This window comes from Streptomyces sp. NPDC050534 (assembly GCF_044457745.1).
GTDB lineage: Bacteria > Actinomycetota > Actinomycetes > Streptomycetales > Streptomycetaceae > Streptomyces.
In genome coordinates this window covers 1-26465 of sequence record NZ_JBITHF010000008.1, presented here as the reverse complement: position 1 = coordinate 26465, position 26465 = coordinate 1, and the positions used below count along the sequence as shown (strand labels likewise).

At 71.6% G+C, this 26465-nt stretch carries 25 protein-coding genes; 14 read left to right on the top strand and 11 right to left on the bottom strand.

All coding sequences use genetic code 11. The features are described 5' to 3' along the window. Positions 1-15: 15 nt before the first annotated feature. The 5 genes from cseC to ACIBN2_RS25415 all read right to left on the bottom strand — a co-directional run bounded on the left by cseC (position 16) and on the right by ACIBN2_RS25415 (position 4516). Positions 16-1491, bottom strand: coding sequence for a two-component system sensor histidine kinase CseC (cseC, locus tag ACIBN2_RS25435; protein WP_399138208.1), 1476 nt, complete (start codon positions 1489-1491; stop codon positions 16-18). Next, on the bottom strand, positions 1380-2084 hold the full coding sequence (gene cseB, locus ACIBN2_RS25430; RefSeq protein WP_399137509.1) for a two-component system response regulator CseB: 705 nt from the start codon (positions 2082-2084) through the stop codon (positions 1380-1382). The genes cseC and cseB overlap by 112 nt, the downstream gene beginning before the upstream one ends. Positions 2085-2174: 90 nt before the next feature. Next, a complete protein-coding gene (locus ACIBN2_RS25425) occupies positions 2175-2816 on the bottom strand; it encodes a hypothetical protein (RefSeq protein ID WP_399137507.1) in 642 nt (213 codons plus the stop codon). Then, complete coding sequence (locus ACIBN2_RS25420; protein WP_108011029.1) at positions 2804-3343, bottom strand: SigE family RNA polymerase sigma factor; 540 nt, start codon at positions 3341-3343, stop codon at positions 2804-2806. Before ACIBN2_RS25420 ends, ACIBN2_RS25425 begins: the two co-directional genes overlap by 13 nt. A 237-nt stretch (positions 3344-3580) precedes the next feature. Continuing rightward, a complete protein-coding gene (locus tag ACIBN2_RS25415) occupies positions 3581-4516 on the bottom strand; it encodes an A/G-specific adenine glycosylase (RefSeq protein ID WP_399137505.1) in 936 nt (311 codons plus the stop codon). A gap of 167 nt (positions 4517-4683) precedes the next feature. Here ACIBN2_RS25415 and ACIBN2_RS25410 point away from each other — a divergent pair, with 167 nt between their 5' ends. Further along, positions 4684-5547: a hypothetical protein gene (locus tag ACIBN2_RS25410; protein WP_399137503.1), complete on the top strand. Its 864-nt coding sequence runs from the start codon at positions 4684-4686 to the stop codon at positions 5545-5547. 190 nt (positions 5548-5737) lie between these two features. On the opposite strand, the gene disA is transcribed toward ACIBN2_RS25410, so the two are convergent. Continuing rightward, a complete protein-coding gene (gene disA / locus ACIBN2_RS25405; RefSeq protein WP_399137502.1) occupies positions 5738-6862 on the bottom strand; it encodes a DNA integrity scanning diadenylate cyclase DisA in 1125 nt (374 codons plus the stop codon). 80 nt (positions 6863-6942) lie between these two features. Next, the gene (gene radA, locus ACIBN2_RS25400; protein ID WP_399137500.1) at positions 6943-8352 is read right to left on the bottom strand and encodes a DNA repair protein RadA; all 1410 of its coding nucleotides are present in this window, start codon (positions 8350-8352) and stop codon (positions 6943-6945) included. Positions 8353-8569: 217 nt separating this feature from the next. Here radA and ACIBN2_RS25395 point away from each other — a divergent pair, with 217 nt between their 5' ends. Beyond that, positions 8570-10273 carry a hypothetical protein gene (locus ACIBN2_RS25395; RefSeq protein WP_399137499.1) on the top strand — a complete coding sequence of 568 codons (1704 nt, stop codon included), beginning with the start codon at positions 8570-8572 and terminating at the stop codon, positions 10271-10273. Positions 10274-10444: 171 nt separating this feature from the next. Here the strand turns inward: ACIBN2_RS25395 and ACIBN2_RS25390 are convergent, their stop codons facing one another. Beyond that, the gene (locus ACIBN2_RS25390) at positions 10445-11302 is read right to left on the bottom strand and encodes a hypothetical protein (protein ID WP_399137498.1); all 858 of its coding nucleotides are present in this window, start codon (positions 11300-11302) and stop codon (positions 10445-10447) included. 71 nt (positions 11303-11373) lie between these two features. Here ACIBN2_RS25390 and ACIBN2_RS25385 point away from each other — a divergent pair, with 71 nt between their 5' ends. The 4 genes from ACIBN2_RS25385 (at position 11374) to ilvD (ending at position 15842) form a co-directional block, all read left to right on the top strand. Beyond that, complete coding sequence (locus ACIBN2_RS25385) at positions 11374-12306, top strand: Ppx/GppA family phosphatase (RefSeq protein WP_399137496.1); 933 nt, start codon at positions 11374-11376, stop codon at positions 12304-12306. Positions 12307-12431: 125 nt separating this feature from the next. Further along, positions 12432-13256 (top strand): sugar phosphate isomerase/epimerase family protein, encoded by an 825-nt coding sequence (locus ACIBN2_RS25380; protein ID WP_399137495.1) that lies wholly within the window; start codon positions 12432-12434, stop codon positions 13254-13256. Then, positions 13253-13858, top strand: coding sequence for a TetR family transcriptional regulator (locus tag ACIBN2_RS25375; protein WP_399137493.1), 606 nt, complete (start codon positions 13253-13255; stop codon positions 13856-13858). The genes ACIBN2_RS25380 and ACIBN2_RS25375 overlap by 4 nt, the downstream gene beginning before the upstream one ends. 130 nt (positions 13859-13988) lie before the next feature. Beyond that, entirely contained in the window at positions 13989-15842 is a 1854-nt protein-coding gene (gene ilvD, locus ACIBN2_RS25370; protein ID WP_399137491.1) for a dihydroxy-acid dehydratase, read from the top strand. A gap of 50 nt (positions 15843-15892) precedes the next feature. On the opposite strand, the gene ACIBN2_RS25365 is transcribed toward ilvD, so the two are convergent. Continuing rightward, a complete protein-coding gene (locus ACIBN2_RS25365; protein WP_399137489.1) occupies positions 15893-17986 on the bottom strand; it encodes a serine/threonine-protein kinase in 2094 nt (697 codons plus the stop codon). 182 nt (positions 17987-18168) lie between these two features. Between ACIBN2_RS25365 and ACIBN2_RS25360 the strand changes: the two genes are divergently transcribed. From ACIBN2_RS25360 to proC, 7 genes are all read left to right on the top strand, one after another. Next, on the top strand, positions 18169-18486 hold the full coding sequence (locus ACIBN2_RS25360; RefSeq protein ID WP_399137487.1) for an SH3 domain-containing protein: 318 nt from the start codon (positions 18169-18171) through the stop codon (positions 18484-18486). Between the two features lie 80 nt (positions 18487-18566). Beyond that, complete coding sequence (locus ACIBN2_RS25355) at positions 18567-18854, top strand: SH3 domain-containing protein (protein WP_399138206.1); 288 nt, start codon at positions 18567-18569, stop codon at positions 18852-18854. A 43-nt stretch (positions 18855-18897) separates the two neighbouring features. Next, positions 18898-19401, top strand: a complete 504-nt coding sequence (locus ACIBN2_RS25350; protein ID WP_399137486.1) for an EamA/RhaT family transporter — start codon at positions 18898-18900, stop codon at positions 19399-19401. A gap of 85 nt (positions 19402-19486) precedes the next feature. Beyond that, a complete protein-coding gene (locus ACIBN2_RS25345; RefSeq protein WP_399137484.1) occupies positions 19487-20266 on the top strand; it encodes a class I SAM-dependent methyltransferase in 780 nt (259 codons plus the stop codon). A gap of 201 nt (positions 20267-20467) precedes the next feature. Further along, the gene (locus ACIBN2_RS25340) at positions 20468-21304 is read left to right on the top strand and encodes an ABC transporter ATP-binding protein (RefSeq protein WP_399137483.1); all 837 of its coding nucleotides are present in this window, start codon (positions 20468-20470) and stop codon (positions 21302-21304) included. Then, positions 21301-22095 (top strand): ABC transporter permease, encoded by a 795-nt coding sequence (locus tag ACIBN2_RS25335; RefSeq protein ID WP_399137482.1) that lies wholly within the window; start codon positions 21301-21303, stop codon positions 22093-22095. Before ACIBN2_RS25340 ends, ACIBN2_RS25335 begins: the two co-directional genes overlap by 4 nt. A 155-nt stretch (positions 22096-22250) precedes the next feature. After that, positions 22251-23063: a pyrroline-5-carboxylate reductase gene (gene proC / locus ACIBN2_RS25330; protein ID WP_399137480.1), complete on the top strand. Its 813-nt coding sequence runs from the start codon at positions 22251-22253 to the stop codon at positions 23061-23063. Between the two features lie 27 nt (positions 23064-23090). Here the strand turns inward: proC and ACIBN2_RS25325 are convergent, their stop codons facing one another. Next, positions 23091-23681 (bottom strand): cysteine hydrolase family protein, encoded by a 591-nt coding sequence (locus ACIBN2_RS25325; RefSeq protein WP_399137479.1) that lies wholly within the window; start codon positions 23679-23681, stop codon positions 23091-23093. Between the two features lie 75 nt (positions 23682-23756). Here ACIBN2_RS25325 and ACIBN2_RS25320 point away from each other — a divergent pair, with 75 nt between their 5' ends. Beyond that, complete coding sequence (locus ACIBN2_RS25320; protein ID WP_399137477.1) at positions 23757-24806, top strand: GlxA family transcriptional regulator; 1050 nt, start codon at positions 23757-23759, stop codon at positions 24804-24806. Here ACIBN2_RS25320 and trpS read toward each other — a convergent pair. Further along, the gene (gene trpS / locus ACIBN2_RS25315; protein WP_399137475.1) at positions 24704-25771 is read right to left on the bottom strand and encodes a tryptophan--tRNA ligase; all 1068 of its coding nucleotides are present in this window, start codon (positions 25769-25771) and stop codon (positions 24704-24706) included. The two genes, ACIBN2_RS25320 and trpS, sit on opposite strands and share 103 nt — an antisense overlap. Positions 25772-26465: the final 694 nt, after the last annotated feature.

The window sequence follows — 26465 nt, the reverse complement described above, 5'->3', positions numbered from 1 at the left end:
TCGCAGGAGAGCCGGCTACGGCAACATCGGATAGCTGCCGGTGTTCGTCGGGGCGTGCTCCGGCAGCCACAGCACCGCCACCGCGCCCTCCGCCGGGACGTCGTCGGGCGTGCCCACCGGGCGGACGTTGCGGAAGGTCAGGCGGGCGCCCAGGACGCGGGCCTGGCCGGCGGCGATCGTGAGGCCCAGGCCGTGGCCGTGGCCCGCGCGGTCGGTGCTGCCGGTGCGGAACCGGCTCGGGCCGTCGGCGAGGAGGTCGGCGGGGAAGCCGGGGCCGTGGTCGCGGACGCGGATGACGCGGCCCTCGACGGTGACCTGGATCGGCGGTTTGCCGTGCTTGGCGGCGTTGGCGAGCAGGTTGAACAGGACCCGCTCCAGGCGCCGGGGATCGGTCGTGACCATCGACTCGTGCACCACCCGCACCTCGACGGCCGGGTCCTTCGCCGTCACCCGGCGGCTGACGAACTCGCCGAGCATGATGTCCTGCAGCTCGGCCCGTTCGGAGGCCCCGTCGAGGCGGGCCACCTCCAGGACGTCCTCGACGAGGGTCCGCATCGCCTTCGCCCGGTCCAGGACCAGCTCGGTGGGGCGGCCGGGCGGCAGCAGTTCGGCCGCCGTCAGCAGCCCGGTCACCGGGGTGCGCAGCTCGTGCGCGATGTCCGCGGTGACCCGGCGCTCGGCCTCCAGCCGCTGCTGCAGGGTGTCCGCCATGGCGTCCACCGCCCGCGCCAGATCGTCGGTCTCGTCGCGTACGACCCCGCCGATGGCGTCCCGCACCCGTACGTCCGACTCGCCCTTGGCGACCTGGTTCGCCGCGGCCGCCGCCTTGCGCAGCCGGCGCGAGAGCTGGCCGCCGATGAGCACGCCCAGCGCGCTGCCGCCGAGGACCACCGCGATGGAGCCGATCACCAGGGCCTGGTCGAGGTCCTTGAGCATGTCCGTGCTGCGGTCGGTGAAGTTGGTGTGCAGCGACAGCACATGCCCGTCCTTGACCGGCACGGCGGCCCAGATGTCCGGCACCCCGTCGCGCCGGTCGGTCACGAACGTCGCCCGGCGGCCCTGCTGGACCTTCGCGCGCAGCGCCGACGGCAGCCGGGGGTCGTCGATCTTGACGTTGGGGAAGTTCGGCCGGTTGGACAGCTCGTAGCTGCGCTGCGCGATCTGGACGCGCTCGTCGGCGAGGTCGCGCGCGTTGTCCAGCATCGAGACCCGGGCCGCGTTGTGCACGACCAGGCTCAGCGCGATCGCCACCAGCGCGCCGACCAGGGCGATGGCCGCGCTGAGCTTCCATCTCAGACCCGTGCGCATGCCCGTGCCACCCGGGTTGTCCGGGTTGGTCGGGCGCCTGAATGTCCCCCGCATGTCCCTGGTGTCCCCGTTCAGGCCTTCAACTTGTAACCGAAGCCGCGGACCGTCTCGATCCGGTCCTGGCCGATCTTCGTGCGCAGCCGCTGGACGTGGACGTCCACCACGCGCGTGTCGCCGCCCCAGCCGTAGTCCCACACCCGCTCCAGCAGCTTGTCGCGCGACAGGACCGTGCCCGGCGCGGAGGAGAACTCCAGGAGCAGCCGCATCTCGGTCGGGGTCAGCCCCACCGGCTGCCCGGACCGGCGCACCTCCATGCCCTCGGTGTCGATCTCCAGATCCCCGAAGGTCAGCACACCGCCGCCCATCGGGCCCCCGTCGTCGTCGGCCTTCTCGCCGCCGCTCGCGTGACCGAAGCGCCGCAGCACCGCACGGATCCGCGCGACCAGCACGGCGCCGTCGAAGGGCTTGGTCACGTAGTCGTCGGCGCCCGCCTCCAGGCCCAGCACGACGTCGATCGAGTCGGCCCGGGCGGAGAGCATGATCACCGGGACGGTCGACTCGTCGCGGATACGGCGGCACAGGCTCACGCCGTCGAGACCGGGCACCATGACGTCGAGCAGCGCGATGTCGGGGCGGTTCGCCCGGAACGCCTCCAGGCCCGACAGCCCGTCGGGCATGGCGGTGACCGCGAAGCCGTCCCGCTCCAGCGCGAGCTGGGTGGCCTCGCGGATGACGTCGTCGTCCTCGACGAACAGGACGTGGGTCTGGTCTGCCATCCCGGTGCTCTCAGTTCTCGTATCGGTGATGTCGGTCGTGCCGTGCGTACGGCCTGCCGCTGGTGGATCGGTCCGAGCGGCCCGAACGGTTCACGAGGACGGCGACGCGCCGCCCCCGACGGCGTTGCTGTAGTCGTTGCGCGTGTTGTACCGCTTGACGAAGCGGCCCGCGGTCCAGCCGTACGTCGTCACGATCTCGCCGGACGGACTCGACACCCGGTCACCCTTCTCGTACACCTGCTTGGTCACCACCAGGTCGCCGCGGTCGATCTCCGCGTAGACCGGGGGTTCCTCGGCACGGAACACATTCTCGTACCGACCGCGTTCCTGGCGATACACATACGAGCCGACCCCCACCGCGTCACCGCAGGTCAGCACATTCACCACGACGTCGTCGCCCGGCCCGCCGGTCACGTCGCCGTAGGAGACGTCGATCGGGTACTCGTTCGCGACGCACGGCTTGAGGTCGCGCTTGACCTCCGCCGAGACCGACGGGTCGTCCTTGACCAGCCTGACCGCGTCCACATGCGCGGACGCCTTCGAGGAGCTGGGCGAGGGCGAGACCGCGGCACCCGCCACCGCGTCCGAGGGCGCGTGCGCGGGGCCCTCGTCACGGGCGCCGGTGCCGCCCGTGGCGCAGGCGGAGACGAAAAGGGCGAGGGCGGCGAGCACGGCCACCGCCGTGAACGCCGCCTGCAAGGTCCCCCGGCCCGAGTCCGTCAGACCGCGCAACGCTCCTGCTCCCCACGCTCCAGCGCGCGTGCGTCCAGATCGCGGCTCTCCAGCTCCTCGCGGAGCCGGGCGAGCGCCCGGTGCAGCGTGCTCTTGACCGTACCGGCCGACATGCCAAGGGCTGCGGCCGTCTCCTCCGTCGACATCTGCTCCCAGTGTCGCAGGACGACGACGCTGCGCTGTTTCGGCGCCAGAACCTTCATGATGTCCATCAGCAGGGCGCGGTCCGCGTGCTGCTCGGTGGAGTCGTCGACCGAGGCGTCCGGCAGTTGCTCGGTCGGGACCTCCTCCAGTTTGCGCGCCCGCCACCACTCGGTACGCGTGTTGATCATCACGCGCCGCAGGTAGGCGTCGGCGAGGCGCTTGTCCGCGATGCCGTCCCAGCGGTGGTAGGTCCTGACCAGCGCCGTCTGGAGCAGGTCCTGAGCGTCCACCGGGTCCGGGACCAGCCGGCGTGCGCTGCGCAGCAGCGCATCCTGCCTGGTGCGGACGTACTCCTCGAACTCGAGCACCTCTCCCTGCGCCATGTTGAACCGCCTCCCGATCCCCGTTCCCGCCCGGCCCCTCGCCGTCGGTCTTCCTCGTGCCAATGAAGCTACGGAGGCGTTGTCACGGCGCTGTGCGAGCCAGCGCGCGGCTGGCAATCGGCTGTCCGTCGGTTGTGTAACGGACGTAGGAACGGGGTAAACAGGCGCACCGAACTGCGGTGCTATGGGGGGATTTGGTCGGGTGGCGGGTCGTGATGTGCCGTGGGTTACGAGGGGTTACGTCAACGGGAGCCGATACAAACCACCGGGAAGCGGCTCCACGAGCCCGTCCGAGACGAGTCCGTCGAGAGCCCGCGCGCGCTGCACGGGCTCGTGCCACACGCGGTCGAGAACCGCCTGCGGCACGGGTCCGTGGGCCTCGCGCAGCACGGCGAGCAGCTTGCCCCGCACCTGGCGGTCCGTGCCCGCGTACGTCTGCCCGCGGCGCGGCGGCCCCTGGTGCTCGGGCTTGCCCGCGAGCCGCCAGGCGCACCGGTCGGCGATGGGGCAGCGGTGGCAGGACTCGTTCTTGGCGGTGCACACGAGCGCGCCGAGCTCCATGGAGGCGGCTGCCCAGCGGGAGGCCGTGCCCTCGTCCTCGGGCAACAGGGCGCGGGCCAGCTTGCGTTCGGCGGCGGTGGTGGCGTTCGGCGGGTACTGGACGCCGGTGACGGCGCGCGCGAAGACCCGGCGGACGTTGGTGTCGAGCACCGCGTGCCGCTGCCCGTACGCGAAGGAGGCCACGGCCGCCGCCGTGTACTCGCCGATGCCGGGCAGGGCCAGCAGCTGGCCGTGGTCGGTCGGTACGTCTCCGCCGTGCCGCTCCGTTATGGCCACGGCGGCGCCGTGCAGCCGGAGCGCGCGGCGCGGGTAGCCGAGCCGGCCCCAGGCGCGGACCGCCTCGCCGGGCGCCTCCTTGGCCAGGTCGGCGGGGCGCGGCCAGCGGGCGAGCCACTGCTCGTAGACGGGCAGCACGCGGCTGACGGGGGTCTGCTGCAGCATGAACTCGCTGACCATCACCCCCCAGGCGCCGGCTTCCGGGAGCCGCCACGGCAGGTCCCGGGCATGCTCCTCGAACCAGTCGATGACGGGGGAGTGGAGGTCCTCGCCGGGAGGGGGCCCGAGGGGGCCGTCGGCGGGGCTGTCGTTCGGGGGCTTCGTTGGCGCAGTCATGGCCCTTCCGATCCTGCCACGGCCAGGGGCGGTTGGGCGGTCGTGCCGCCTGCGGTGCGTCGTGCGGAACAGGTCGGTGTGCGGACCGGGATGATGATCCGGAAAAGTTGTGGGACAGGCGGCGGGTGCGGCAAGCGAACGCGCCGATCTCTCGTACAGTTTGCGCCGTGGGATCTCTGCGCAATCCTGTCGGGCCGCTCCCCCGCTCCATCTACTGGCGCCGGAGGGCCGTACTCGTGTCCGTGGTCGCCCTGTTGGCGCTGCTGATCACCTGGATCGTGGTGTCGGGCGGAGGCGGCGGCAAGAAGGACGGCGGGACGAACGGCAAGGGTCCCGCGCCCACGATCACTGCGGGGCCGTCGAGTTCGGGTCCCGCGATCAGTCAAGCCCCGGGCGGGCGCGACGATTCGGGCGGCGGGGATTCCAGCGGGGCGGGATCCGGGGGCAGTTCGGGATCCGGGTCCGGGGGTTCCGGGTCGGGTTCCGGCTCCGGCTCCGGTGGCGGGTCCGCGGCCGGTGGCGGGTCCGGGTCCGGAGGCACCGAGGGTGCGGGTGGCGGCGGCGCGGCCGGCGTCGGATCGAGCATCGGGGTCGGCGGGGGCGACACCCTCGCGCCGGGCTCGACACTCCCCAACTGCACCGCGAGTACGGTCAAGTTGAGCGTGCGCAGCCTGCACAACGCCTACTCGCCCGGCCGGACGCCCACCCTGCTGCTGACCGCCGCGAACACCTCGCCCTACGACTGCAAGATCGATCTCGGCCCTAAGAGCGCGGTGTTGACCATCACGCAGGCCGGCAGCGACAACGACTACTGGTCCTCCGCCGACTGCCCCAAGGGCTCCGGCAGCCTGGTGTTCCGGGCGCCCGCGAAGACCGGCATCACCTACACGGTGAAGTGGGACCGCAAGCCCAGCGCCCCGAAGTGCGCGACGCCCCCGGCGGGGTCGGCGAAGGCCGGAACGTACCTGGTGGAGGCGACGGCATCGGGCTTCACCAAGGCCCAGACGTCGTTCCTGCTCAAGGCGGACTGAGGGGCCTGTCACGGCGGGCGGGCTGGTAAGCCCTCGGCGTGCAGGCGTGCAGGCGTGCAGGCGTGCAGGCGTGCAGGCGTGCAGGCGTGCAGGCGTGCAGGCGTGCAGGCGTGCAGGCCTGCAGGCGGGCCGGTGGTCCTCGGGGCGGCCGGGGGGCTGAGGGGGCTCGGTGCGGCTGTGGGGGCGGGGCTCAGACGTAGCGCTCGAGGATCGACGACTCGGCGAGCCTGGACAGGCCCTCGCGCACGCTGCGGGCCCGTGCCTCGCCGACGCCGTCGACGGTCTGCAGGTCGTCGACGCTCGCGGCGAGCAGCTTCTGCAGGCCGCCGAAGTGCTCCACGAGACGGTCGATGATGGCGCCCGGCAGGCGCGGCACCTTGGCCAGCAGGCGGAAGCCGCGGGGCGAGACCGCCGAGTCCAGCGTCTCCGGAGATCCGGTGTAGCCCAACGCCCGTGCCACCGTGGGCAGTTCGAGCAGCTCGGCGTGGGTGAGGGCGTCGAGCTCGTAGAGCGCCTCGTCGACCGTGCGGGAGCGTTTGGCCGTGGGCTCGGGGACGTAGTCCCGGACGACCAGCTCGCGCTCAGGCTCCACGCCCGCGATCAACTCGTCGAGCTGGAGAGCCAGAAGACGCCCGTCGGTGCCCAGTTCGACCACGTATTCGGCGATTTCGGTGGCGATGCGGCGCACCATCTCCAGCCTCTGGGCCACCGCCGACACGTCGCGGACCGTCACCAGGTCCTCGATCTCCAGGGCCGACAGCGTGCCCGCGACCTCGTCCAGGCGGAGCTTGTAGCGCTCCAGGGTGGCGAGGGCCTGGTTGGCGCGCGAGAGGATCGCCGCGGAGTCCTCCAGGACGCGGCGCTGGCCGTCGACGTAGAGGGCGATCAGGCGCATGGACTGCGAGACCGAGACGACCGGGAAGCCGACCTGCTTGCTGACCCGGTCCGCCGTGCGGTGCCGGGTGCCGGTCTCCTCGGTCGGGATCGTCGCGTCGGGCACGAACTGCACGCCCGCCCGCAGGATCTTCGACAGGTCGGAGTTCAGCACGATGCCGCCGTCCAGTTTGCACAGCTCACGCAGGCGCGTGGCCGTGAACTCGACGTCCAGCACGAATCCGCCCGAGCACATCGCCTCGACCGTCTTGTCGAAGCCGAGCACGATGAGACCGCCGGTGTTGCCGCGCAGGACGCGCTCCAGGCCGTCGCGCATGGCCGTGCCGGGAGCCACGGCGCTCAGTGAGGCGCGCATCAGGCCATCGGCACCGGAACTCCCACCGGATTTTCCGGGAGCTGCTGCCCGGTCGTTGGCTGCCACTGCACTCCTCCGGTCGCAGGTTCTGGGCGCCCCCATGTCGCACATTCTCTTCGTACGGACGGGCGAGACCAGGGCAAAGTCTACCGGCGGTCCTCCTCGTCCCGTGGGGCCTCTCGACGACGGGAGCGTGGAAGGACTCTCAGGGCGTCCCCTATGTCGGCGACTTCCAGGACCTTCATGCCCGGCGGGATCTTGCCGGGGTCGCCCGGAACGAGGGCGTGCGTGAAGCCCAGACGGTGCGCCTCGGAGAGCCGGCGCTGGACGCCCGTCACCCGTCTGACCTCGCCCGCAAGGCCGACCTCGCCGATCGCGACGAGGTTCTTGGGCAGCGGGGTGTCGCTCGCGGCCGACGCCAGCGCGAGGGCCACGGCGAGGTCGGCCGCGGGCTCGGAGAGCTTCACCCCGCCGACCGTCGCGGAGTAGATGTCCCGCTTGCCGAGCGCGCTGATCCGGCCGCGCTGCTCCAGGACGGCGAGCATCATCGAGACGCGGGAGGTCTCCAGGCCCGAGGTCGTACGGCGCGGGGAGGGGATCTGGGAGTCGACGGTGAGCGCCTGGACTTCGGCGACCAGGGGACGGCGGCCCTCCAGGGTGACCGTCAGACAGGTGCCGGGGACCGGTTCGTCACGTCTGGTCAGGAAAAGTCCGCTCGGGTCGGCGAGGCCCGTGATGCCCTCGTCGTGCAGTTCGAAGCAGCCCACCTCGTCCGTGGCGCCGTAGCGGTTCTTGACGCCTCGTACGAGGCGCAGGCGCGCGTGCCGGTCGCCCTCGAAGCTCAGGACGACGTCCACGAGGTGTTCGAGGAGGCGGGGGCCGGCGATGGCGCCGTCCTTGGTGACGTGGCCCACCAGCAGCGTGGACATGCCGCGATCCTTGGAGGCTCGGATGAGTGCGCCGGCGACCTCGCGCACCTGCGCCATGCCGCCGGGGGCGCCGTCGATCTCGGGGGAGGCGACGGTCTGCACCGAGTCGAGGATGAGCAGCGAGGGCTTCACCGCGTCCAAGTGGCCCAGCACGGCGGACAGATCGGTCTCGGCGGCGAGATACAGATGGTCGTCGAGTGCCTTGATGCGGTCGGCGCGCAGCCGGACCTGGCTCGCCGACTCCTCACCCGTGACGTACAGCGTGGGGTGTTCGTCGCTCGCCGACTTGGCCGCCACGTCCAGCAGCAGCGTCGACTTGCCGACGCCGGGTTCGCCCGCGAGGAGCACGACCGCGCCGGGCACGAGCCCGCCGCCGAGGACCCGGTCCAGCTCGGGCACGCCGGTCGAGCGGGCGGTGGCCTGCCTGCCGTCGACCTGGCCGATGGGCACGGCGGAGGTGGTCACACGGCCCGGTGCCGTCGTGCGCACGGCGGGCGTGCCGTACTCGTCGATCGTCCCCCAGGCCTGGCACTCGGGGCAGCGACCGAGCCACTTGGCCGTCTGCCAGCCGCACTCGGTGCAGCGGTAGGACGGGCGGTCCTTGGCGGACTTCGTACGGGCAGCCATGCCGAGAACCGTAACCGAGGCCACTGACAATGCCGGACGGCGCGGAGCGTTCCCCCTGGCCACCGCCCGATCTCGCGTCGCGAACCGGCCACCGCAGTCAGGAACCGGCCACGGAACGAACGGTTCCTGTCCCCGATTGAGGGATCGTTTCACCCGTATGGATTAAATGTGCTCAAGGGGGAAGAAGGGGCCATCCCGAGCCGCCTACGGTCCACGGATGACGAGCAGCAGTCCGGAGACTCCGACCCGCACCACCGGCGCACACCGGGCGCGCCGGGAGGCCCGCGACCGCGCCGCGGCCCGCACGCTGGCGCAGCGCCCGCCCGCGCGCTACGAGCCGTATCTCGACGGCCTGTTCACCTACTGCCTGTCGGTGCTGTGCGACCACGACGCGGCGACCGAGGCCCTCGGTGACGCCCTCGCGCTCGCCGAGCGGCGCCGCGGCCCGGAGACGGCCGGGGACCGCCGGCCGTGGCTGTACGCGCTGGCCCGCTGGTCCTGCCTGCGCAAGCTGGCCGAGGCCAAGCAGAAACGTCAGGGCACCCATGCGGCGGGCCGCGCCGGCGCCGAGCGGCAGGACCCCGGTGGGCCTCCCGTCGCCGACGAGGTCCAGGAGCAGCGCCGCCGCGAACTCGCCCTGCTCGCCTGGCCGGAGGCCGCCGGCACCACCCCGGAGCAGCGCGAGGCACTCGAACTCGCCGTGCGCCACCACCTGGCCGCCCACGAGGTCGCCGCCGTGCTCGGCCTGGACCTCGCCACCGCCCGCGAGTTGCTGGCCTCCGCCGCCTGCGAGGTCGAGCGCACGCGCGCGGCCCTCGCCGTCGTCGAGGCCGGCGGCTGCCCGGGGGTCGCCCGGCTCACCGGGGACAGCCAGCTGGTGCTCAGCTCGGCCCTGCGCAAGGAGCTCGTCCGGCACGTCGACGACTGTCCGCGCTGCCGCCGCAGCGCCGAGCGCGCGATCCCCGGCCGCTGGCCCGGCGCGATGGTCACGCCCGCCGAACTTCCCGTCCTTCCGGCGCCCCGCGCGGCCCTGCACGTGTCGGTCGCGCACCATGCACGCGCGCGTGGCACCGCCGTTCCGCGCTTCGACCGGCGCGGTTTCCCGATGGACCCCAAGGACCGAGCCGCCCGCCGGGACCGCATCCGCGCGCGTGCCGTCACCACGACGGTCGTGGCCACCGTCGTGGCGGCCCCCGTGCTCGCCCTGTGGGCCGCCTACCGCGGCTCACCGGCCGACGAGAGCCCCGACGGCCGCTTTCCCACCGCCAGCGAGGCGCACGGCCCCGAGAGTCTCGGCGGCGAGGCGGCGGGCGGCGGCTACGAGAACGCCGGCAACGCCAGCAGCCCACCCGGCGGCCGCTTCGGCTCGGGCGGCGACCCGGACGTCTCCGTGGAGGTCGTCAGCGTCGCCGGTGCCGGGCGGAAGGGCTCCGGAGACCTCGACGTGTCGGCCGGCCACCACGGCGACACCACGCTCGTCACGCTCACCGCGACCGGAGACGCACCGGTGCGCTGGTCGGCGTCGACGGGAGCCTCCTGGCTCTATCTGAGCCAGTCGTCGGGAACGCTCGCGCCCGGCGACTCGTTGACGATCAAGGTGTACGTCGACCACCTGCGCGAGCCGTCCGGCGCGTGGAGCGCGAAGGTGGCCGTCTCACCGGCCGGCGCCGTCGTCTCCATCAAGGGCTACGGCACCGCACCCAGCCCGAGCAGCCCGGCCCCGACCAGCCCCTCGGACCCGCCGTCCTCGTCCGGCCCGGACCCCACGCCGGGCAGTCCGACGCCCTCCGACCCCCCGTCGAGCACCCCGCCCTCGTCGCCCACCCCGGACCCCACGCCCAGCGACCCGACCCCGACCGCGCCGACGGGCTCGACGCCACCGCCCACCGGAAGCGGCGGCCCGAGTTCCTCGACGCCGTGAGCGCGGACCCCGGACGGATGCCGGCTCAGGGTCGGTGCACCGCCGGTGCCTGCTGCGGGAGTCCCGCCTGCCCGGCGGCGTCCGGCCCGCGCCGAGAGCACGCACCGCACGCCGCCGGGATCGCCGCCGCGCCCGCCCTTCCGGCGGCCGACGGCACTGTCGCGGAAGGTCCTAGCCGGCCGGATCGGCCGGGTGCGGCGCCAGCAGCGGAAGCTGCGAGGCGAGCCGCTCCTCGCACAGCTCGACCAGGCGGTCGTAGCCTGCCTTGCCCATCAGCTCGATCAGCTCCGGCCGGTAGGACACGTACACCGGGTCCCCCGCGCCGTGCGCCGAGGTCGCCGACGTGCACCACCAGTGCAGGTCGTGGCCGCCCGGGCCCCAGCCCCGGCGGTCGTACTCGCCGATCGACACCTGGAGCACACGGGTGTCGTCGGGCCGGTCGATCCAGTCGTAGGTCCGCCGGACCGGCAGCTGCCAGCACACGTCCGGCTTGGTCTCGAGCGGTTCGCGGCCCTCCTTCAGGGCCAGGATGTGCAGCGAGCAGCCCGCGCCGCCCGCGAACCCGGGCCGGTTCTGGAAGATGCAGGAGCCCTGGAAAGGACGGGTCTGGCGGTCGCCGTCCTCGTCCTCGGAGACCCAGCCGTGCTCCATGCCCTCGTCATGGTGCTGCCAGATCTCCGGCGTGAGCCTCGCCACATGCCCGGCCACGCGCTTCTCGTCGTCCTCGTCGGAGAAGTGGGCGCCCAGCGTGCAGCACCCGTCGTCCGCGCGGCCGGCCTGGATGCCCTGGCAGCCGCTGCCGAAGATGCAGTTCCAGCGAGAGGTCAGCCATGTCAGATCGCACCGGAAGACCTGCTCGTCGTCCGCCGGATCCGGGAATTCCACCCACGCGCGCGCGAAGTCGAGGCCCTTCTCGTCGGCCTTCAGGTCCTTCTTCGACTTCTTCGTCGTCTTCGTCGTCTTGGGTGGCGACACCTTCGAAGACTCCTTGGCGGACTTGTCCTTCTTCGCCGTTTTCGTCTTTGGCACGGACCCAGCCTACGGCTCCGGCGGCACCATCCCATACGGAGGACCGCCGAGCTGGCAGTAGCGTTCCGTACATGAGACTCGGTGTCCTCGACGTGGGTTCGAACACGGTGCATCTGCTGGTGGTGGATGCCCACCCCGGCGCGCGCCCGCTGCCCGCGCACTCGCACAAGGCGGAATTGCGCCTCGCCCAACTTCTCGACGACAGCGGGGCCATCGACTCCGACGGCATCGGAAAGCTGGTCGACGTCGTCCACGAGTGCCTCCAGGCCGCCGAGGACAAGGGTGTCGAGGACGTCCTCCCCTTCGCCACCTCCGCCGTGCGCGAGGCGAGCAACGCCGACGACGTCCTCGCGCGCGTGCGTGACGAGACCGGCGTGGAGCTTCAGGTACTCACCGGCGCGGAGGAGGCCCGGCTGACCTTCCTCGCCGCCCGCCGCTGGTTCGGCTGGTCCGCGGGCAAGCTGCTGGTCCTGGACATCGGCGGCGGCTCCCTGGAGATCGCCTACGGCATCGACGAGGAGCCCGACGCCGCGGTCTCCCTCCCGCTCGGCGCCGGCCGGCTCACCGCGGCTTGGCTCCCCGGCGACCCGCCCGCCGCGGACTCGATACGGGCTCTGCGCCGCCACGTACGCGCCCAGATCGCGCGCACGGTGGGCGAGTTCACCCGCTTCGGCACCCCTGACCACGTGGTCGCCACCTCCAAGACCTTCAAGCAGCTGGCCCGCATCGCCGGTGCCGCCCGCTCCGCGGAGGGCCTGTACGTCCAGCGGGAGCTGAAGCGGGAGTCCCTGGAGGCGTGGGTCCCGAGGCTGGCCGGAATGACGGAGGCCCAGCGCGCCGAACTCCCGGGTGTCTCCGAGGGCCGCGCGGGCCAGCTCCTCGCCGGCGCCCTGGTCGCCGAGGGCGCCATGGACCTGTTCGGAGTGGACAAACTCGAGGTCTGCCCCTGGGCCCTGCGCGAGGGCGTCATCCTGCGCCGCCTGGATCACATGGGGTCGGTGTAGCGCTCCCGGGGGGCGCGGGGAACGGTGCGAGCAACCACCCACGAAACCGCGCCCGCCAGTGGCGAAGTCCACAACGGCGCATAGGCGCACCACGGCGGCCAACCCCAACCCGTAACCTGTCCAGCATGGCGGAGCCAGTCGTGCGCATCCCGGATGCGAAGGTCGCGCTGTCCACGGCCTCGGTGTACCCGGAGTCCACGGCGACGGCCTTCGAGATCGCCGCGCGCCTCGGATACGACGGAGTCGAGGTCATGGTGTGGACCGACCCGGTCAGCCAGGACATCGAGGCGCTGCGCAGACTCAGCGACTACCACCAGATCCCGATCCTGGCCGTCCACGCCCCCTGCCTGCTCATCACGCAGCGGGTGTGGTCGACGGACCCCTGGGTCAAACTCCAGCGCGCCCGGGCGGCGGCCGAGAAGCTAGGGGCGAGCACGGTCGTCGTGCACCCGCCCTTCCGCTGGCAGCGCCAGTACGCGCGCGACTTCGTCAGCGGGATCTGGCGCATGGCGAACGAGACGGACGTGCGGTTCGCCGTCGAGAACATGTACCCCTGGCGCTACCGCGACCGCGAGATGCTCGCGTACGCCCCCGACTGGGACGTGACGAAGGAGGACTACCGCCACTTCACGATCGATCTCAGCCACAGCGCGACCGCCCGGGTCGACGCGATGCACATGATCGACCGCATGGGCGACCGTCTCGGTCATGTCCACCTGGCCGACGGCCGGGGCTCGGCGAAGGACGAGCATCTGGTCCCGGGGCGCGGCAACCAGCCCTGCGCCGAGTTGCTGGAGCGGCTCGCCCTGACCGGCTTCGACGGCCATGTCGTCATCGAGGTCAACACCCGGCGCGCGATGTCCAGCGCCGAACGCGAGGCCGATCTGGCGGAGGCCCTGGCCTTCACCCGGCTCCACCTCGCCTCCGCGGTGAAGGTGCCGCGGCCATGACCGACACCGCCTCCCGGGGCCGGGGCAGGCCTCGTCGTACGGAGTCCGCCGACACCCGCGACCGCATCCTGGCCGTCGCCCGCGAGGAGTTCTCCGAACGGGGCTACGAGAAGACGTCGGTGCGCGGCATCGCGAAGGCGGCCGGCGTGGACTCCTCGCTGGTGCACCACTACTTCGGCACCAAGGAGCAGGTCTTCGAGGCGGCGATCGAGGTCGCCTTCGCGCCCGCGCTGAACGCGCCGGCGGCGCTCGCCGACGGCCCGCCGGCCGAGGTCGGCGAGCGGCTGACCCGCTTCATCTTCGGCATCTGGGAGAACCCCACCACCCGTACGCCGCTGCTGGCGATCGTGCGCTCCGCCGTCAACAACGAGGCGGCGGCCGCCGTCTTCCGCCGCCTGATCGCCTCCCAGCTGCTGCGCCGCATCGCCTCCCAGCTGGACCTGCCGGACCCGGAGCTGCGGGCCGAGCTGGCGGCCGCGCAGATCGTGGGGTGCGCCATGCTGCGCTACGTGATCAAGGTGGAGCCGCTGGCGTCGGCGGACATGGAGCAGATCATCGCGCGGGTGGCGCCGGTGGTGCAGGGACATTTGACCGGTCCCTGAGCCGGTCCGCCGAGCCGCGTGTCCCGGCTCTCCGAGACAAACGTCCCGTATTGCGGACACCGCGTCCCGACCCCTGGATGACCGGCGTAACCTCGGTAGCAGCCCTATCTGTCTGAAGGAGCGAGCGACGATGCCCGAGCTGAGGTCCCGCACAGTCACCCACGGACGCAACATGGCGGGCGCCCGCGCCCTTATGCGCGCCTCCGGTGTACCCGGTGCGGACATCGGCCGTAAGCCGATCATCGCGGTCGCCAACTCCTTCACGGAGTTCGTGCCGGGTCACACCCACCTCCAGCCGGTCGGCCGGATCGTCAGCGAGGCGATCGTCGAGGCCGGCGGCATCCCCCGCGAGTTCAACACCATCGCGGTGGACGACGGCATCGCGATGGGCCACGGCGGCATGCTCTACAGCCTGCCCTCCCGCGACCTGATCGCGGACAGCGTGGAGTACATGGTCGAGGCCCACTGCGCCGACGCCCTGGTCTGCATCTCCAACTGCGACAAGATCACCCCGGGCATGCTGAACGCGGCCCTGCGCCTGAACATCCCGACGGTCTTCGTCTCCGGCGGGCCCATGGAGTCCGGCCGCGCGACCCTCGTGGACGGCACGGTCCGCACGCTCGACCTGGTCGACGCGATCTCCGACGCCGTGAACGACAAGATCTCGGACGAGGACATCCTCCGTATCGAGGAGAACGCCTGTCCGACCTGCGGCAGCTGCTCCGGCATGTTCACCGCCAACTCGATGAACTGCCTGACCGAGGCCATCGGCCTCTCCCTGCCCGGCAACGGCTCGGTCCTCGCGACCCACACGGCCCGCAAGCAGCTCTACGTCGACGCGGCCCGCACGGTCATGGACATCACCCGCCGCTACTACGAGCAGGACGACGACACGGTCCTGCCCCGCTCGGTCGCGACCTTCGCCGCCTTCGAGAACGCGATGGCCCTGGACATCGCTATGGGCGGCTCGACCAACACGATCCTGCACCTGCTGGCCGCGGCCCAGGAGGCGGAGATCACGTTCGGCCTCACGGAGATCGACGCGGTCTCGCGCCGCGTGCCCTGCCTGGCGAAGGTCGCCCCGAACGTCGCCAAGAACCGCACGTACTACATGGAGGACGTGCACCGCGCCGGCGGCATCCCGGCCCTCCTCGGCGAACTGCACCGCGCGGGCCTGCTGAACGAGGACGTGCACGCGGTCCACAGCCCGTCCCTGGCGGACTGGCTGAAGACCTGGGACGTCCGCGGCGGCTCCCCCTCCCACGAGGCGGTGGAGCTGTGGCACGCGGCCCCGGGCTGCGTCCGCTCCGCGGAGGCCTTCTCCCAGTCCGAGCGCTGGGAGGCGCTGGACGAGGACGCGGCGGAGGGCTGCATCCGCAGCGCCGAGCACGCGTACTCGAAGGACGGCGGCCTCGCCGTCCTCAAGGGCAACCTCGCCGTCGACGGCTGCGTGGTGAAGACGGCCGGCGTCGACGAGTCGATCTGGACCTTCGAGGGCCCGGCGGTCGTCTGCGAGTCGCAGGAGGAGGCCGTCCAGAAGATCCTCACCCAGCAGGTCAAGGAGGGCGACGTCGTCGTCATCCGCTACGAGGGCCCCAAGGGCGGCCCCGGCATGCAGGAGATGCTCTACCCGACCTCGTACCTGAAGGGCCGCGGCCTCGGCAAGGCCTGCGCCCTGGTCACGGACGGCCGCTTCTCCGGCGGCACTTCGGGCCTGTCCATCGGCCACGCCTCCCCGGAGGCGGCGGGCGGCGGCACCATCGCCCTCGTCGAGGACGGCGACCGCATCCGCATCGACATCCCGAACCGCACGATCGACCTCCTGGTCGACGACGCCGAACTGGCCCGCCGCGAGGCCGCCTTGGACGGCGTCTTCGCCCCCAAGAACCGCGAGCGCAAGGTCTCAGCGGCCCTGCGCGCCTACGCCGCGATGGCGACCAGCGCGGACAAGGGCGCGGTGCGGGACGTGTCGAAGCTGGGCTGAGCCTCCGGTTTCCCGACGGGGCCGCCCCTCCGGGGCGGCCCTTCCGGCTGTCACCAGGCGGCGGGATCGCGGGCGTCGACGGAGAAGACGGTGCCGTCGGGGGCGGTGGCGTAGATGTGGGAGTGGGCGAGGACGGGCCCGGGCAGCGAGGAGGCGACCTGGCCCGACCCTGCTCCCGGCCGCGCCGGAGTCTGCCCGACGAGGCGTCCCTCGGCGGCGTCGACGGCGAGCAGCCGCCCGTCGCCTGCCGAGAGGTACACATACCTGCTGTCGGCGACGGGTGCCGAACTTCGGCTCACGGACGTCTCGACATGCCAGAGCCGCTTGCGGGCCTCCAGGCCGATGGCGTCCAGCGAGCCGTCCGGCGCCAGGACGTACACGACGTTCCCCTGCACGGTCGCCTGGGCGTCCGGACGCGCGACCGGCAGCACCACCCGGCGCGACGCCCTGGAGGCGGGGGTGTAGCGGAGGACCGCGTCGGTGTCGGCGTAGACCTTGTTGGCGGAAAGGAAGAAGACGGAGCCGGTGTGGGCGCCGACCGGGGTCAGGTTCCCGCTCAGCCGTGCCTCCCAGCGCACAGCCCCCGAGGCCGGGTCCACGGCGGTGACCAGGGTGCTCGAGCCGTCGCCCGACGGATTGGCCGCGTACGCCAGCGGATCTCCGGGGAACGAGGCGAAGGACGGCGCGGGTTGGCCCGGTATCCGGTGACTCCACCTGGTCCTGCCCGACGCGGCGTCCACGGCGGTGACCGTCCCGTCGACGTGCGTGAGCAGCACCATCTCCCCGGCGACCTGTATGCCGCTGTGCTCGGGCATCTTCCGCTGCCAACGTGCCTTGCCCGAACCGGGTTCGAGCGCCTCCAGCCGCCGGCCCTGCTGGGTCTGCGGCTGCACCAGGCCGCCCGCGAGGGCCGGCGGCGCGGTTCTGAACCCCTCGGCGACGGAATGACGCCACAGCACGTTGCCGTCGGACGGATCCATCGCGAAGACCACCCCGGGCCGGGCGCAGATCAACTGCTGTGTCCCGTACGAGCATTGTGGGGCGCCCGCGTCCTTGGCCAGGGGCTTCACCGACCACGCGGCGGGCCGGGATGCCGACGCCGTGGGGGAGTCGCCGCCCTGTGGTGCGGGGCTGCCACCACCGAGCAACTGGACGGAGGCAAGCGCTCCACCGGCCACGAGCACGAGTGCCGTGGCCGAGAGGACCACTCTCCCGCCCAGGCGTCTCTTGAGCCGCGGTGCAGGCACCTGGCGTTCGGCCGGCCTCGGCACATCCCCCGTCCGCTGCGCAGGTATGAAGGCCTGCGTGTCGTAGGAGGCCGCCACCGACCTCAGTTCACGCATGAGCTCGTCAGGCGTGGGCCGGTCCTCGGGCTCCTTGGCCAGGCAACGCACCAGCAGCGGCGCGAGATTCTCCGGTACGCCGGTCAGGTCCGGCTCGTCGTGCACGACCTGGTAGGCGACGACGTACGGACTGTCGGAGTCGAACGGCCCCCGCCCGGTAGCCGCGTGCACCAGAACGGACCCGAGCGCGAAGATGTCGGCCGCGGGCCCGACCTCCCGGGGCCGCCGGAACTGCTCGGGCGCCATGAACGGGGGAGTGCCGATCAACTTCCCCGTCTCGGTGCGCAGTTCGCTGTCCTTTGGCCGAGAGATGCCGAAGTCGATGACCCTCGGCCCGTCGTCGGCGAGCAGCACGTTGCTCGGTTTGAGGTCCCGGTGCACGACTCCGACGCGGTGGATGTCGCGCAGCGCCTCGGCCAGTCCGGCCATCAGCCGGCGCAACTGGGCGGAGGGCATCGGGCCGTTCCGCTTCACATGCTCGGAGAGCGTCGGACCGGGTATGAACTGCGTGGCCATCCAGGGCCGTTCGGCCTCGGGATCGGCGTCCACGACGGGGGCGGTGAAGGCGCCGCTCACCCTCCGCGCGGCGGCCACCTCCTGCCGAAAACGCCCCCTGAACTCAGGGTCCTTGGCGAACTCGGCGTGCACGACCTTGACCGCGAGCTTCATCCCCGAGGTGCTGCGGGCGAGGTGCACCACGCCCATGCCACCGGAGCCGAGGCATGCCTCGAGGCGGTAGTGACCGGCGTACTCGGGAAGTTCCGCTTCCGCGCCCGCTCCGGTGTTTCCCTGTGGCGCCATGGGACCACCCCCGTGCTGTTCGTCCGCGCGCGCGACGCTCGGAGCCTAGTCGATGTGCCGCGTGAGACAGAGGCGGCTTGCTAGTCTCCGCGTGCGAGTTGCGTACATGTGTTTCATGGCGTGTTTTAGGGGAATCAATGGGGCCCCATGGCAGACATGGGGACCAACGGGGGAGGTTTTTCATGTCTGTTGACCGCATCGAAGCGACCGAAGACGGCGAGAGGGCGGATGCCCTGGCGGCAGCGACGGTCCGCTACTACTCGGTGGCCCCGGGCGTCCGGCTGAACGTGCGTAACGGCCCTGGCACCGGCTACAGCATCGTCCGCGTTCTGCCGGAGGGCTCCAAGGTCCCGATCTACTGCCAGACACCGGGCACGACGGTCTCGGGCCCCTACGGCACCTCGAACATCTGGGACAACATCAGCAACGGCCAGTTCGTCTCCGACGCCTACATCCTCACCGGCAGCGACGGCTATGTCGCCGACCGCTGCTCCTCCTGACACGGCACACGAGGGGTGATGTGATGTCGAGGACCCGCAGGTCCATGCTGCTGGCGGGCACTGCCGTCAGCGCCTTCCTGATGACGCTCGGGTCGTCCGCGACCGCCTCGGCGGCGACCGTGCAGACGTACCCGATCGCTCCGGGTGTGGACCTCAACGTCCGCAGGGGGCCCGGCACCAACTACCAGATCGTGCGCGTCCTGCCCGAGAACACCCGCGTCCAGATCTTCTGCCAGTCGCCGGGCACCACGGTGACCGGCCCGTACGGCACCTCGAACATCTGGGACAACATCGACGACGGCGAGTACGTCTCGGACGCCTACGTGAAGACCGGCAGCGACGGCTACATCGCCTCCCGCTGCGGCTGACCCGGCAGGGAGCCCGCCCCCGCCCCGGAGCCATAATCGTCCCGTGAGCGACGAAAACGGCACCCCGGCGGCCCCCGCGGGCTCCCCCGCCCCCCACCCGGAACCCCTGCGCTTCTTCGGCACCACCTGGGTCGACCACGACAACGGCTACCCCCTCCGCCGGATCGGCGCGACCGCCGGCTCCTTCGTCGCCGCCGTCGTCTCCTGCCTCGTGCTCCGGTTCGCCTACCAGGGGCTCCAGATCGCCGACACCGGCGCCTTCGTCACCGTCCTGGTGGTCGCGATGTTCGCGATCTGCAGCGCGTTGGCCCTCCGTACCACCTGGGACTCCTTCACCCGCCGCCCCGACCCGGACCGCCAGGCATCCCTCCGCGGCCTGCTGGCCATCGGTTTCGTCGGCTCGCTCCTCGCCTACTTCTTCCGCTCCCTCACCGAGGCACCCGGCGAGAAACTCCACCGCGAGGAGTACGAGGCGGCCCTCGAGCAGCACGCGAAGCGCAGCACGCGCCGCTCGGGCAACCCGTCGAAAAAGCGGCGCCGCGGCTGACCGGCACCTGCGCCGGGGACGCCGGGCCCGCCTTCTGCACCGAAAGTCAGCTGCCCCCTGCGCGCGGCGGGGCCACCATGGCCGTATGACGGTCTCCTCACGCACCGCCCGCGCCCACTCCTTCAACGCCGCCGCAGCCCAGTACGCCGCGAACCGCCCCTCGTACCCGCTGGCCCTCTTCGACGTGATCGAGGAGCTGTCCGGCCGCCCGCTCGCCGGCGCCCGCGTCGCGGACATCGGCGCCGGTACCGGTATCTCGACCGCACTCCTGGCCGCCCGCGGCGCGGACGTCCTCGCCGTGGAGCCCGGCGAGGGCATGGCGGCCGAGTTCCGCCGCACCCATCCCGACATCCCGATCGTCCGCGGCAGCGGCAACGCCCTCCCCCTCGCCGCCGCTTCCGCCGACCTCCTCACGTACGCCCAGGCCTGGCACTGGACCGACACGGCCCGCTCGGTGCCGGAGGCTCTGCGCGTGCTGCGGCCGGGCGGCGCGCTCGCGCTGTGGTGGAACACCAGCGCCCTCGACGTCCCGTGGATCGACGCGCAGACAACCCGGATCGGACGGCACTTCGGCGCCGACGGGGTCGTCGACCGCAACGGCAGCGGTCTCCGCACCGCACTCGCCGACCCCAGCGGCCGCCTGGAGTTCACCCATCGCCGGGTGCGCTGGAGTCGTCACGTCCCCGTCGACACCCACCTCGCCAACATCGGCAGCCACTCGATCTTCCTGGTCCAGGGTGAGGAGAGCGCGAGCGCCTTCCTCACCGAGGAGCGCACCCACCTGCTGACGGTCTTCCCGGACGGAATCGTCGAGGAGACCTACGTCGTCGAACTCCTGGTGGCCACCAGCGCACGACCTGCGTGACGGCCCATCCCTCGCGGGCCGCCACGCACACGCTCATCCGTTTGCCGAGTGGCGCGGTGGGCGCGAGCGCGGGTGGTGGCTCGCGCCTGCGCGCCCTCGAAGGACGACCAGTCGCCCCACCGCGCCCTCGCACCCCTCTCGCCCACCGCCGACCCCCATCAGCCCTTGACGCCGCCCCCTCCCGAGAGGATTATTCATCACATGATGAATTATTCCCCGGGCCCACCCGCCGAGCCCGCGGCCGGCCTCGATCCCGCGGCCGGCGCCGCGGCCGGCGCCGCGCCCGTCGTCCGGGCCGAAGGCCTCACCGTCGTCCGCGGCCCCCGCACCGTCCTGCGCGGCCTCGACTTCACCGTCCCGCGCGGCCAGATCACCGGTCTGCTCGGCCCGTCCGGCTGCGGCAAGTCGACGCTCATGCGCGCGGTCGTCGGCACCCAGGCCAAGGTCACCGGCACGCTGGAGGTGCTGGGCAACCCGGCCGGCCACCCCGCCCTGCGTACCCGCATCGGCTACGTCACCCAGGACCCCTCCGTCTACAACGACCTGACGGTGCGGCAGAACCTCGACTACTTCGCGGCGATCCTCGACCCGGGCCGCACGGCCGCCGAACGCCGCCAGGAAGTCGACCGCGTCCTCACCGACGTCGACATGACCAGCCACGCCGACGCCCTCGCCCGCAATCTCTCCGGCGGCCAGCGCAGCCGCGTCTCCCTGGCGATCGCCCTCCTCGGCACGCCCGAACTCCTGGTCCTCGACGAACCGACGGTCGGCCTGGACCCGGTCCTGCGCCGCGACCTGTGGAACCTCTTCCACTCCATCGCCGCCGAACACGGGGCGACCCTCCTCATCTCCTCCCACGTCATGGACGAGGCCGAGCGCTGCCACCGCCTGCTCCTGATGCGGGAGGGCGAGATCCTGGCCGACGACACCCCCGACGCCCTGCGCACCCGCACCGGCTCCGAGACGGTCGAGGCGGCCTTCCTGCATCTGGTCGACGAGGCGGCCGCCGCCGCCCGCGAGAAGGAGACCACCCGATGACCGCGACGACGCCCACGACCGGCACCCGGCCGACGCCCGCCCCGCCCCGCGCCCTGAACATCTCCCGCACCAACGCCACGGCGGCCCGCGTCCTGCGCCAGCTCCGGCACGACCCGCGGACCATCGCGCTGATGATCGTGATCCCCTGCCTGATGCTGTTCCTGCTGCGCTACGTCTTCGACGGCAGCCCGCAGACCTTCGACAACATCGGCGCTTCGCTCCTCGGCATCTTCCCGCTCATCACGATGTTCCTGGTCACGTCCATCGCCACCCTGCGCGAACGCACCTCGGGCACCCTCGAACGCCTCCTCGCCATGCCGCTCGGCAAAGGCGACCTGATCGCCGGCTACGCCATCGCCTTCGGCACCATCGCGATCATCCAGTCCGCCCTCGCCACCGGCCTCGCGGTCTGGTTCCTGGGTCTGGACGTCATCGGCAGCCCCTGGCTGCTCCTCCTGGTCGCCCTCCTGGACGCCCTCCTCGGCACCGCCCTCGGCCTCTTCGTCTCGGCCTTCGCGTCCTCCGAGTTCCAGGCGGTCCAGTTCATGCCGGCGGTGATCTTCCCCCAGCTCCTCCTCTGCGGCCTCTTCACCCCCCGCTCCAACATGCACCCCGCCCTGGAGGCCATCTCCAACGTCCTCCCCATGTCATACGCCGTCGACGGCATGAACGAGGTCCTCAAACACACCGACATGACAGCCACCTTCGTGCGCGACGTCCTGATCGTCGCGGGCAGCGCCCTGCTGGTCCTGGGCCTGGGCGCGGCCACCCTGAAGCGCAGGACGGCCTGAACCCGGAACCGGGGAGCAGCAGCTCACAGGGCGGGGTCGCCGGCACCCGGGGCGGGGTCGCCGCCGGCATCCCGCCCACCGGACACCGAAGCCGCCCACCCACCCCCGATGCGAGGATGAACCCGGACGACGCAACCCCCGGAGGACACCCCGCCATGACCCAGAAAGTCGCAGTCCTCGGCACCGGAAAGATCGGCGAAGCCCTGCTCAGCGGAATGATCCGCGCCGGCTGGGCCCCGTCGGACCTGCTGGTCACCGCCCGCCGCCAGGAACGTGCCGAAGAACTCCGCACCCGCTACGGAGTCTCCCCGGTCACCAACCCGGAGGCCGCCAAGACCGCCGACACCCTGATTCTCACGGTCAAGCCGCAGGACATGGGCACCCTCCTCGAGGAGCTCGCCCCGCACCTCCCCGCCGACCGCCTGATCATCAGCGGCGCCGCCGGCATCCCCACCTCCTTCTTCGAGGAGCGCCTGGCCGCCGGCACCCCGGTCGTCCGCGTCATGACGAACACCCCCGCGCTCGTCGACGAGGCGATGTCCGTCATCTCCGCCGGCACCCACGCCACCGCCGAACACCTCGCCCACGCCGAGGAGATCTTCGGCGCCGTCGGCAAGACGCTCCGCGTCCCCGAGTCCCAGCAGGACGCCTGCACCGCCCTCTCCGGCTCCGGCCCGGCGTACTTCTTCTACCTGGTCGAAGCCATGACGGACGCCGGCATCCTGCTCGGCCTGCCACGCGACAAGGCCCACGACCTGATCGTCCAGTCCGCGATCGGCGCCGCGACCATGCTCCGCGACAGCGGCGAACACCCGGTCAAACTCCGCGAGAACGTCACGTCCCCCGCGGGCACCACCATCAACGCCATCCGCGAACTCGAGAACCACGGCGTACGAGCCGCCCTCATCGCCGCTCTTGAAGCCGCCCGCGACCGCAGCCGCGAACTGGCCACCGGCAAGAAGGACTGACCCACCAGCCCGACCGGGGGCGGCCGTTCACGCGGCCGCCGCGTCCACCACCTCCTTCGTGGCCACCACCCGCGCGAAGCCGCCGCCGTCCAGCGACACCGCCGACGCCTGCGCGATCTCGTCCGCACTGCGCCGCCAGCCGAACGGTCCCTCCAGGTCGAAGGTGTACGTCGCGTCGTAAGCGACCACCACGTCGTACCCCAGATTCCCGCCCATCCGGGCCGTCGTCTCCACACACATGTTGGTCTGGATCCCGGCCACCACGACCTGCGAGATCCCTTCCGCCTTCAGCCAGGCGTCCAGATCGGGCGTGCCGTAGAACGCCGAGTTCACCGTCTTCGTCACGAACAGCTCAGCCCCCTCGACTCCCTTCCCGCGCCGCTGCTGCACGTACTCCTTGAAGTCGTTCCCCTCGTATCCCGGCCGCAGCGGCGACTCGGGCTTCACCGAGTCATGCCGTACGAACACGACCGGCCGCCCCGTCGACTGCCACACGTCGATCAGCGACGCGATGTTGTCGTCGGCCCCCGGGTTGTTCCGCGGCCCCCAGAAGTCGGCCTCCTCGAAGCCCTTCTGCACGTCCACGACCACCAGCGCTGCGTTCTCTGCGATCTCCATGCCCTCGATCCTGCCGCCGGGAGCACGCCCGCCCCAGAGGGCAAAAAGACAGCGATCGATGATTTACTGCCAGCCATGGAGAATGCCGCGAAGAACGCCTACCGCGTCGCCCTCGTCGCCTTCCCCGGTATCCGCGCCTTCGACGTCTCCGTCATCACGGAGGTCTGGGGCACCGACCGGACCGACCGCGGTGCCCCCGCCTTCGATCTGCGCCGCGTCGCCGCCGAGACCACCCCTGTCCCCATGCGCGGAGGCATGGCCCTCCACCCGGACCGCGCCCTCACCTGGCTGTCCCGCGCTGACCTGATCGTGATCCCCGGCCTCGACGACCACCTCACCCCAGCACCCACCCCCGTCCTGGGCGCCCTTCGCCGCGCGCACGCCCGCGGCATCCCCATCGCGGCCCTGTGCGGCGGAGCCTTCACCCTCGCCCAGGCCGGCCTCCTCGACGGCCGCCGCGCCATCACCCACTGGAACCTCATCGACCTCCTCCGCGCACACCACCCCCAGGTCACCGTCGTCCCCGACGCCCTCTTCATCGAGGACGACAACATCTGGACCGCCGCCGGCACGGCAGCCGGCATCGACCTCTGTCTCCACCTCGTCCGCCGGTCCCACGGCGCCGAATCGGCGGCCACCATCGCCCGGTCGATGGTCACCGCACCCTTCCGCACCGGAAGCCAGGCACAGTTCGTCGAGCACCCCACCCCACGCGCGGACCGCGACGCCGACGCCCTCGCCGCCGTACGCGAGCACGCCCTTCGCCGCCTCCACGAACCGCTCACGATCGCCGACCTGGCCGCCTTCGCGGGCATGTCCCCACGCAGCTTCGCCCGTCACTTCACCGCGGAGACCGGCGTCTCCCCGCTCCGCTGGCTCCTCGACCAGCGCATCGCCGCAGCCCAGAAACTCCTGGAACGCACCGACCTGCCGATGCCCGAGGTCGCCCGCCGCGCCGGATTCGGCAGCGAGGTCACGATGCGCCAGCACTTCGCATCGCGCCTCGCCACCAGCCCACGCGCCTACCGCGCAGCGTTCAGCACGGCATCAGCATCGGTATCGACCACGCCGGTGTCGGACGCATCCGTATCCGAGCCGGCCGGCAACAACCCGATCGCGCGATAAGCGGCATCCACGGTCGGCCGGGCCATCGCCCGAGCCTTCTCCGCACCATCCCGCAGCACCCCCTCCACATGGCCAGGATCGGCGCACAGCGCACTGTGCCTTTCCTGTACGGGCCTGAGGAGTTCGACCACGGCCTCCGCGGTGTCCTTCTTCAAGGCGCCGTACGACTCATATACACCGGCCAGGGCCTCCGGGTTCCCACCCGTGCAGGCCGCGAGGATCTCCAGCAGATTCGCGAGTCCGGGCCGCTCCGCACGGTCGTAGACGACGTCCCGACCGCTGTCGGTCACCGCCCGCATGACCTTCTTCCGCACCACGTCCGGGTCGTCCAGCAGATAGACGACCCCCAACCCCGACTCGTCGGACTTCCCCATCTTCCGCGTCGGCTCCTGAAGGTTCATCACCCGCGCGGCGACCTGGGGAAGCGTCGCCCGCGGAACCCTGAACGTGTGCCCGTACCGCTGGTTGAACCGCACCGCCAGATCCCGCGCAAGCTCCACGTGCTGCGCCTGGTCCTCCCCGACGGGCACGTCGTCCGTCCCGTACGCCAGGATGTCCGCCGCCATCAGCACCGGATACGTCAGCAGCGACACCCGCACGCTTCTGCCCCGCGCGGCCTCCTTCGCGGCCTTCTCCTTGTACTGGATCATCCGCCGCATCTCGCCGTCGGTGGCCACACACTCCAGCAGGTACGACAGCCGCGCGTGCTCGTCCACATGGCTCTGCACGAAGAGCGTGCACAGGGCGGGGTCCAGCCCCGCCGCGAGCAGCAGCGTCGCCGCCTGCCGACTGAGCCTCCGCACCCGCGCCGGATCGTGCTCCACGGTCAGCGCGTGCAGATCCACGACGCAGAACAGCGCGTCAGCCTGGTACTGGTCCGCCTCTGCCCACCGCCGCATGGCGCCCAGGTAGTTCCCCAGCGTCAGGTTCCCAGTCGGCTGGATCCCACTGAAGACCCGTGTCATCTCTACTCCCTCTCCGTTCGGGCCGCCGTCCCGGACGGCCGCCCCTCGGAGATCCGGAGGAGATACGAAAACGGCCGCCGAAGCGGCGGCCGTTGAGTGCATACGTGCGTCCGGCCGCCGTCAGGCGGCCCACCACAGCTGGGTGCACGTACGCGTAGTCATGTCTTGAGAGTACGCCTCCCGGGTGCGGTCCGGAGGCGAGTTGACACGCCCAGGCCGCATCCGTAGTGTTCTCCGAGTTGTCCGACGTGAGCGCCGACTCCGGTCGGTCCCCGGACAGCCATTCCGTAAGTACCAACCACTGCTCGACTGCCGTCGATCCGTCGGCCGTTGCGTTATTGGCATGCGTATTTACGAAATGAGGAATCCGCGTTCGAAAGGACGCAGCCCCCGATTAGCGCGGGAGGCAGGGAGTCCGCTAAAGTCTCACTCGTCCGAACGGCCCAACAGCCGGAAAGACAAGCCCCGCTGACTGGGAGTCAGGCCCGAAAGGATCTGATAGAGTCGGACTCGCCGGAAAGGGAAACGCGAAAGCGGGAACCTGGAAAGCGCCGAGGAAATCGGATACGGAAACGGTCTGATAGAGTCGGAAACGCAAGACCGAAGGGAAGCGCCCGGAGGAAAGCCCGAGAGGGTGAGTACGAAGGAAGCGTCCGTTCCTTGAGAACTCAACAGCGTGCCAAAAGTCAACGCC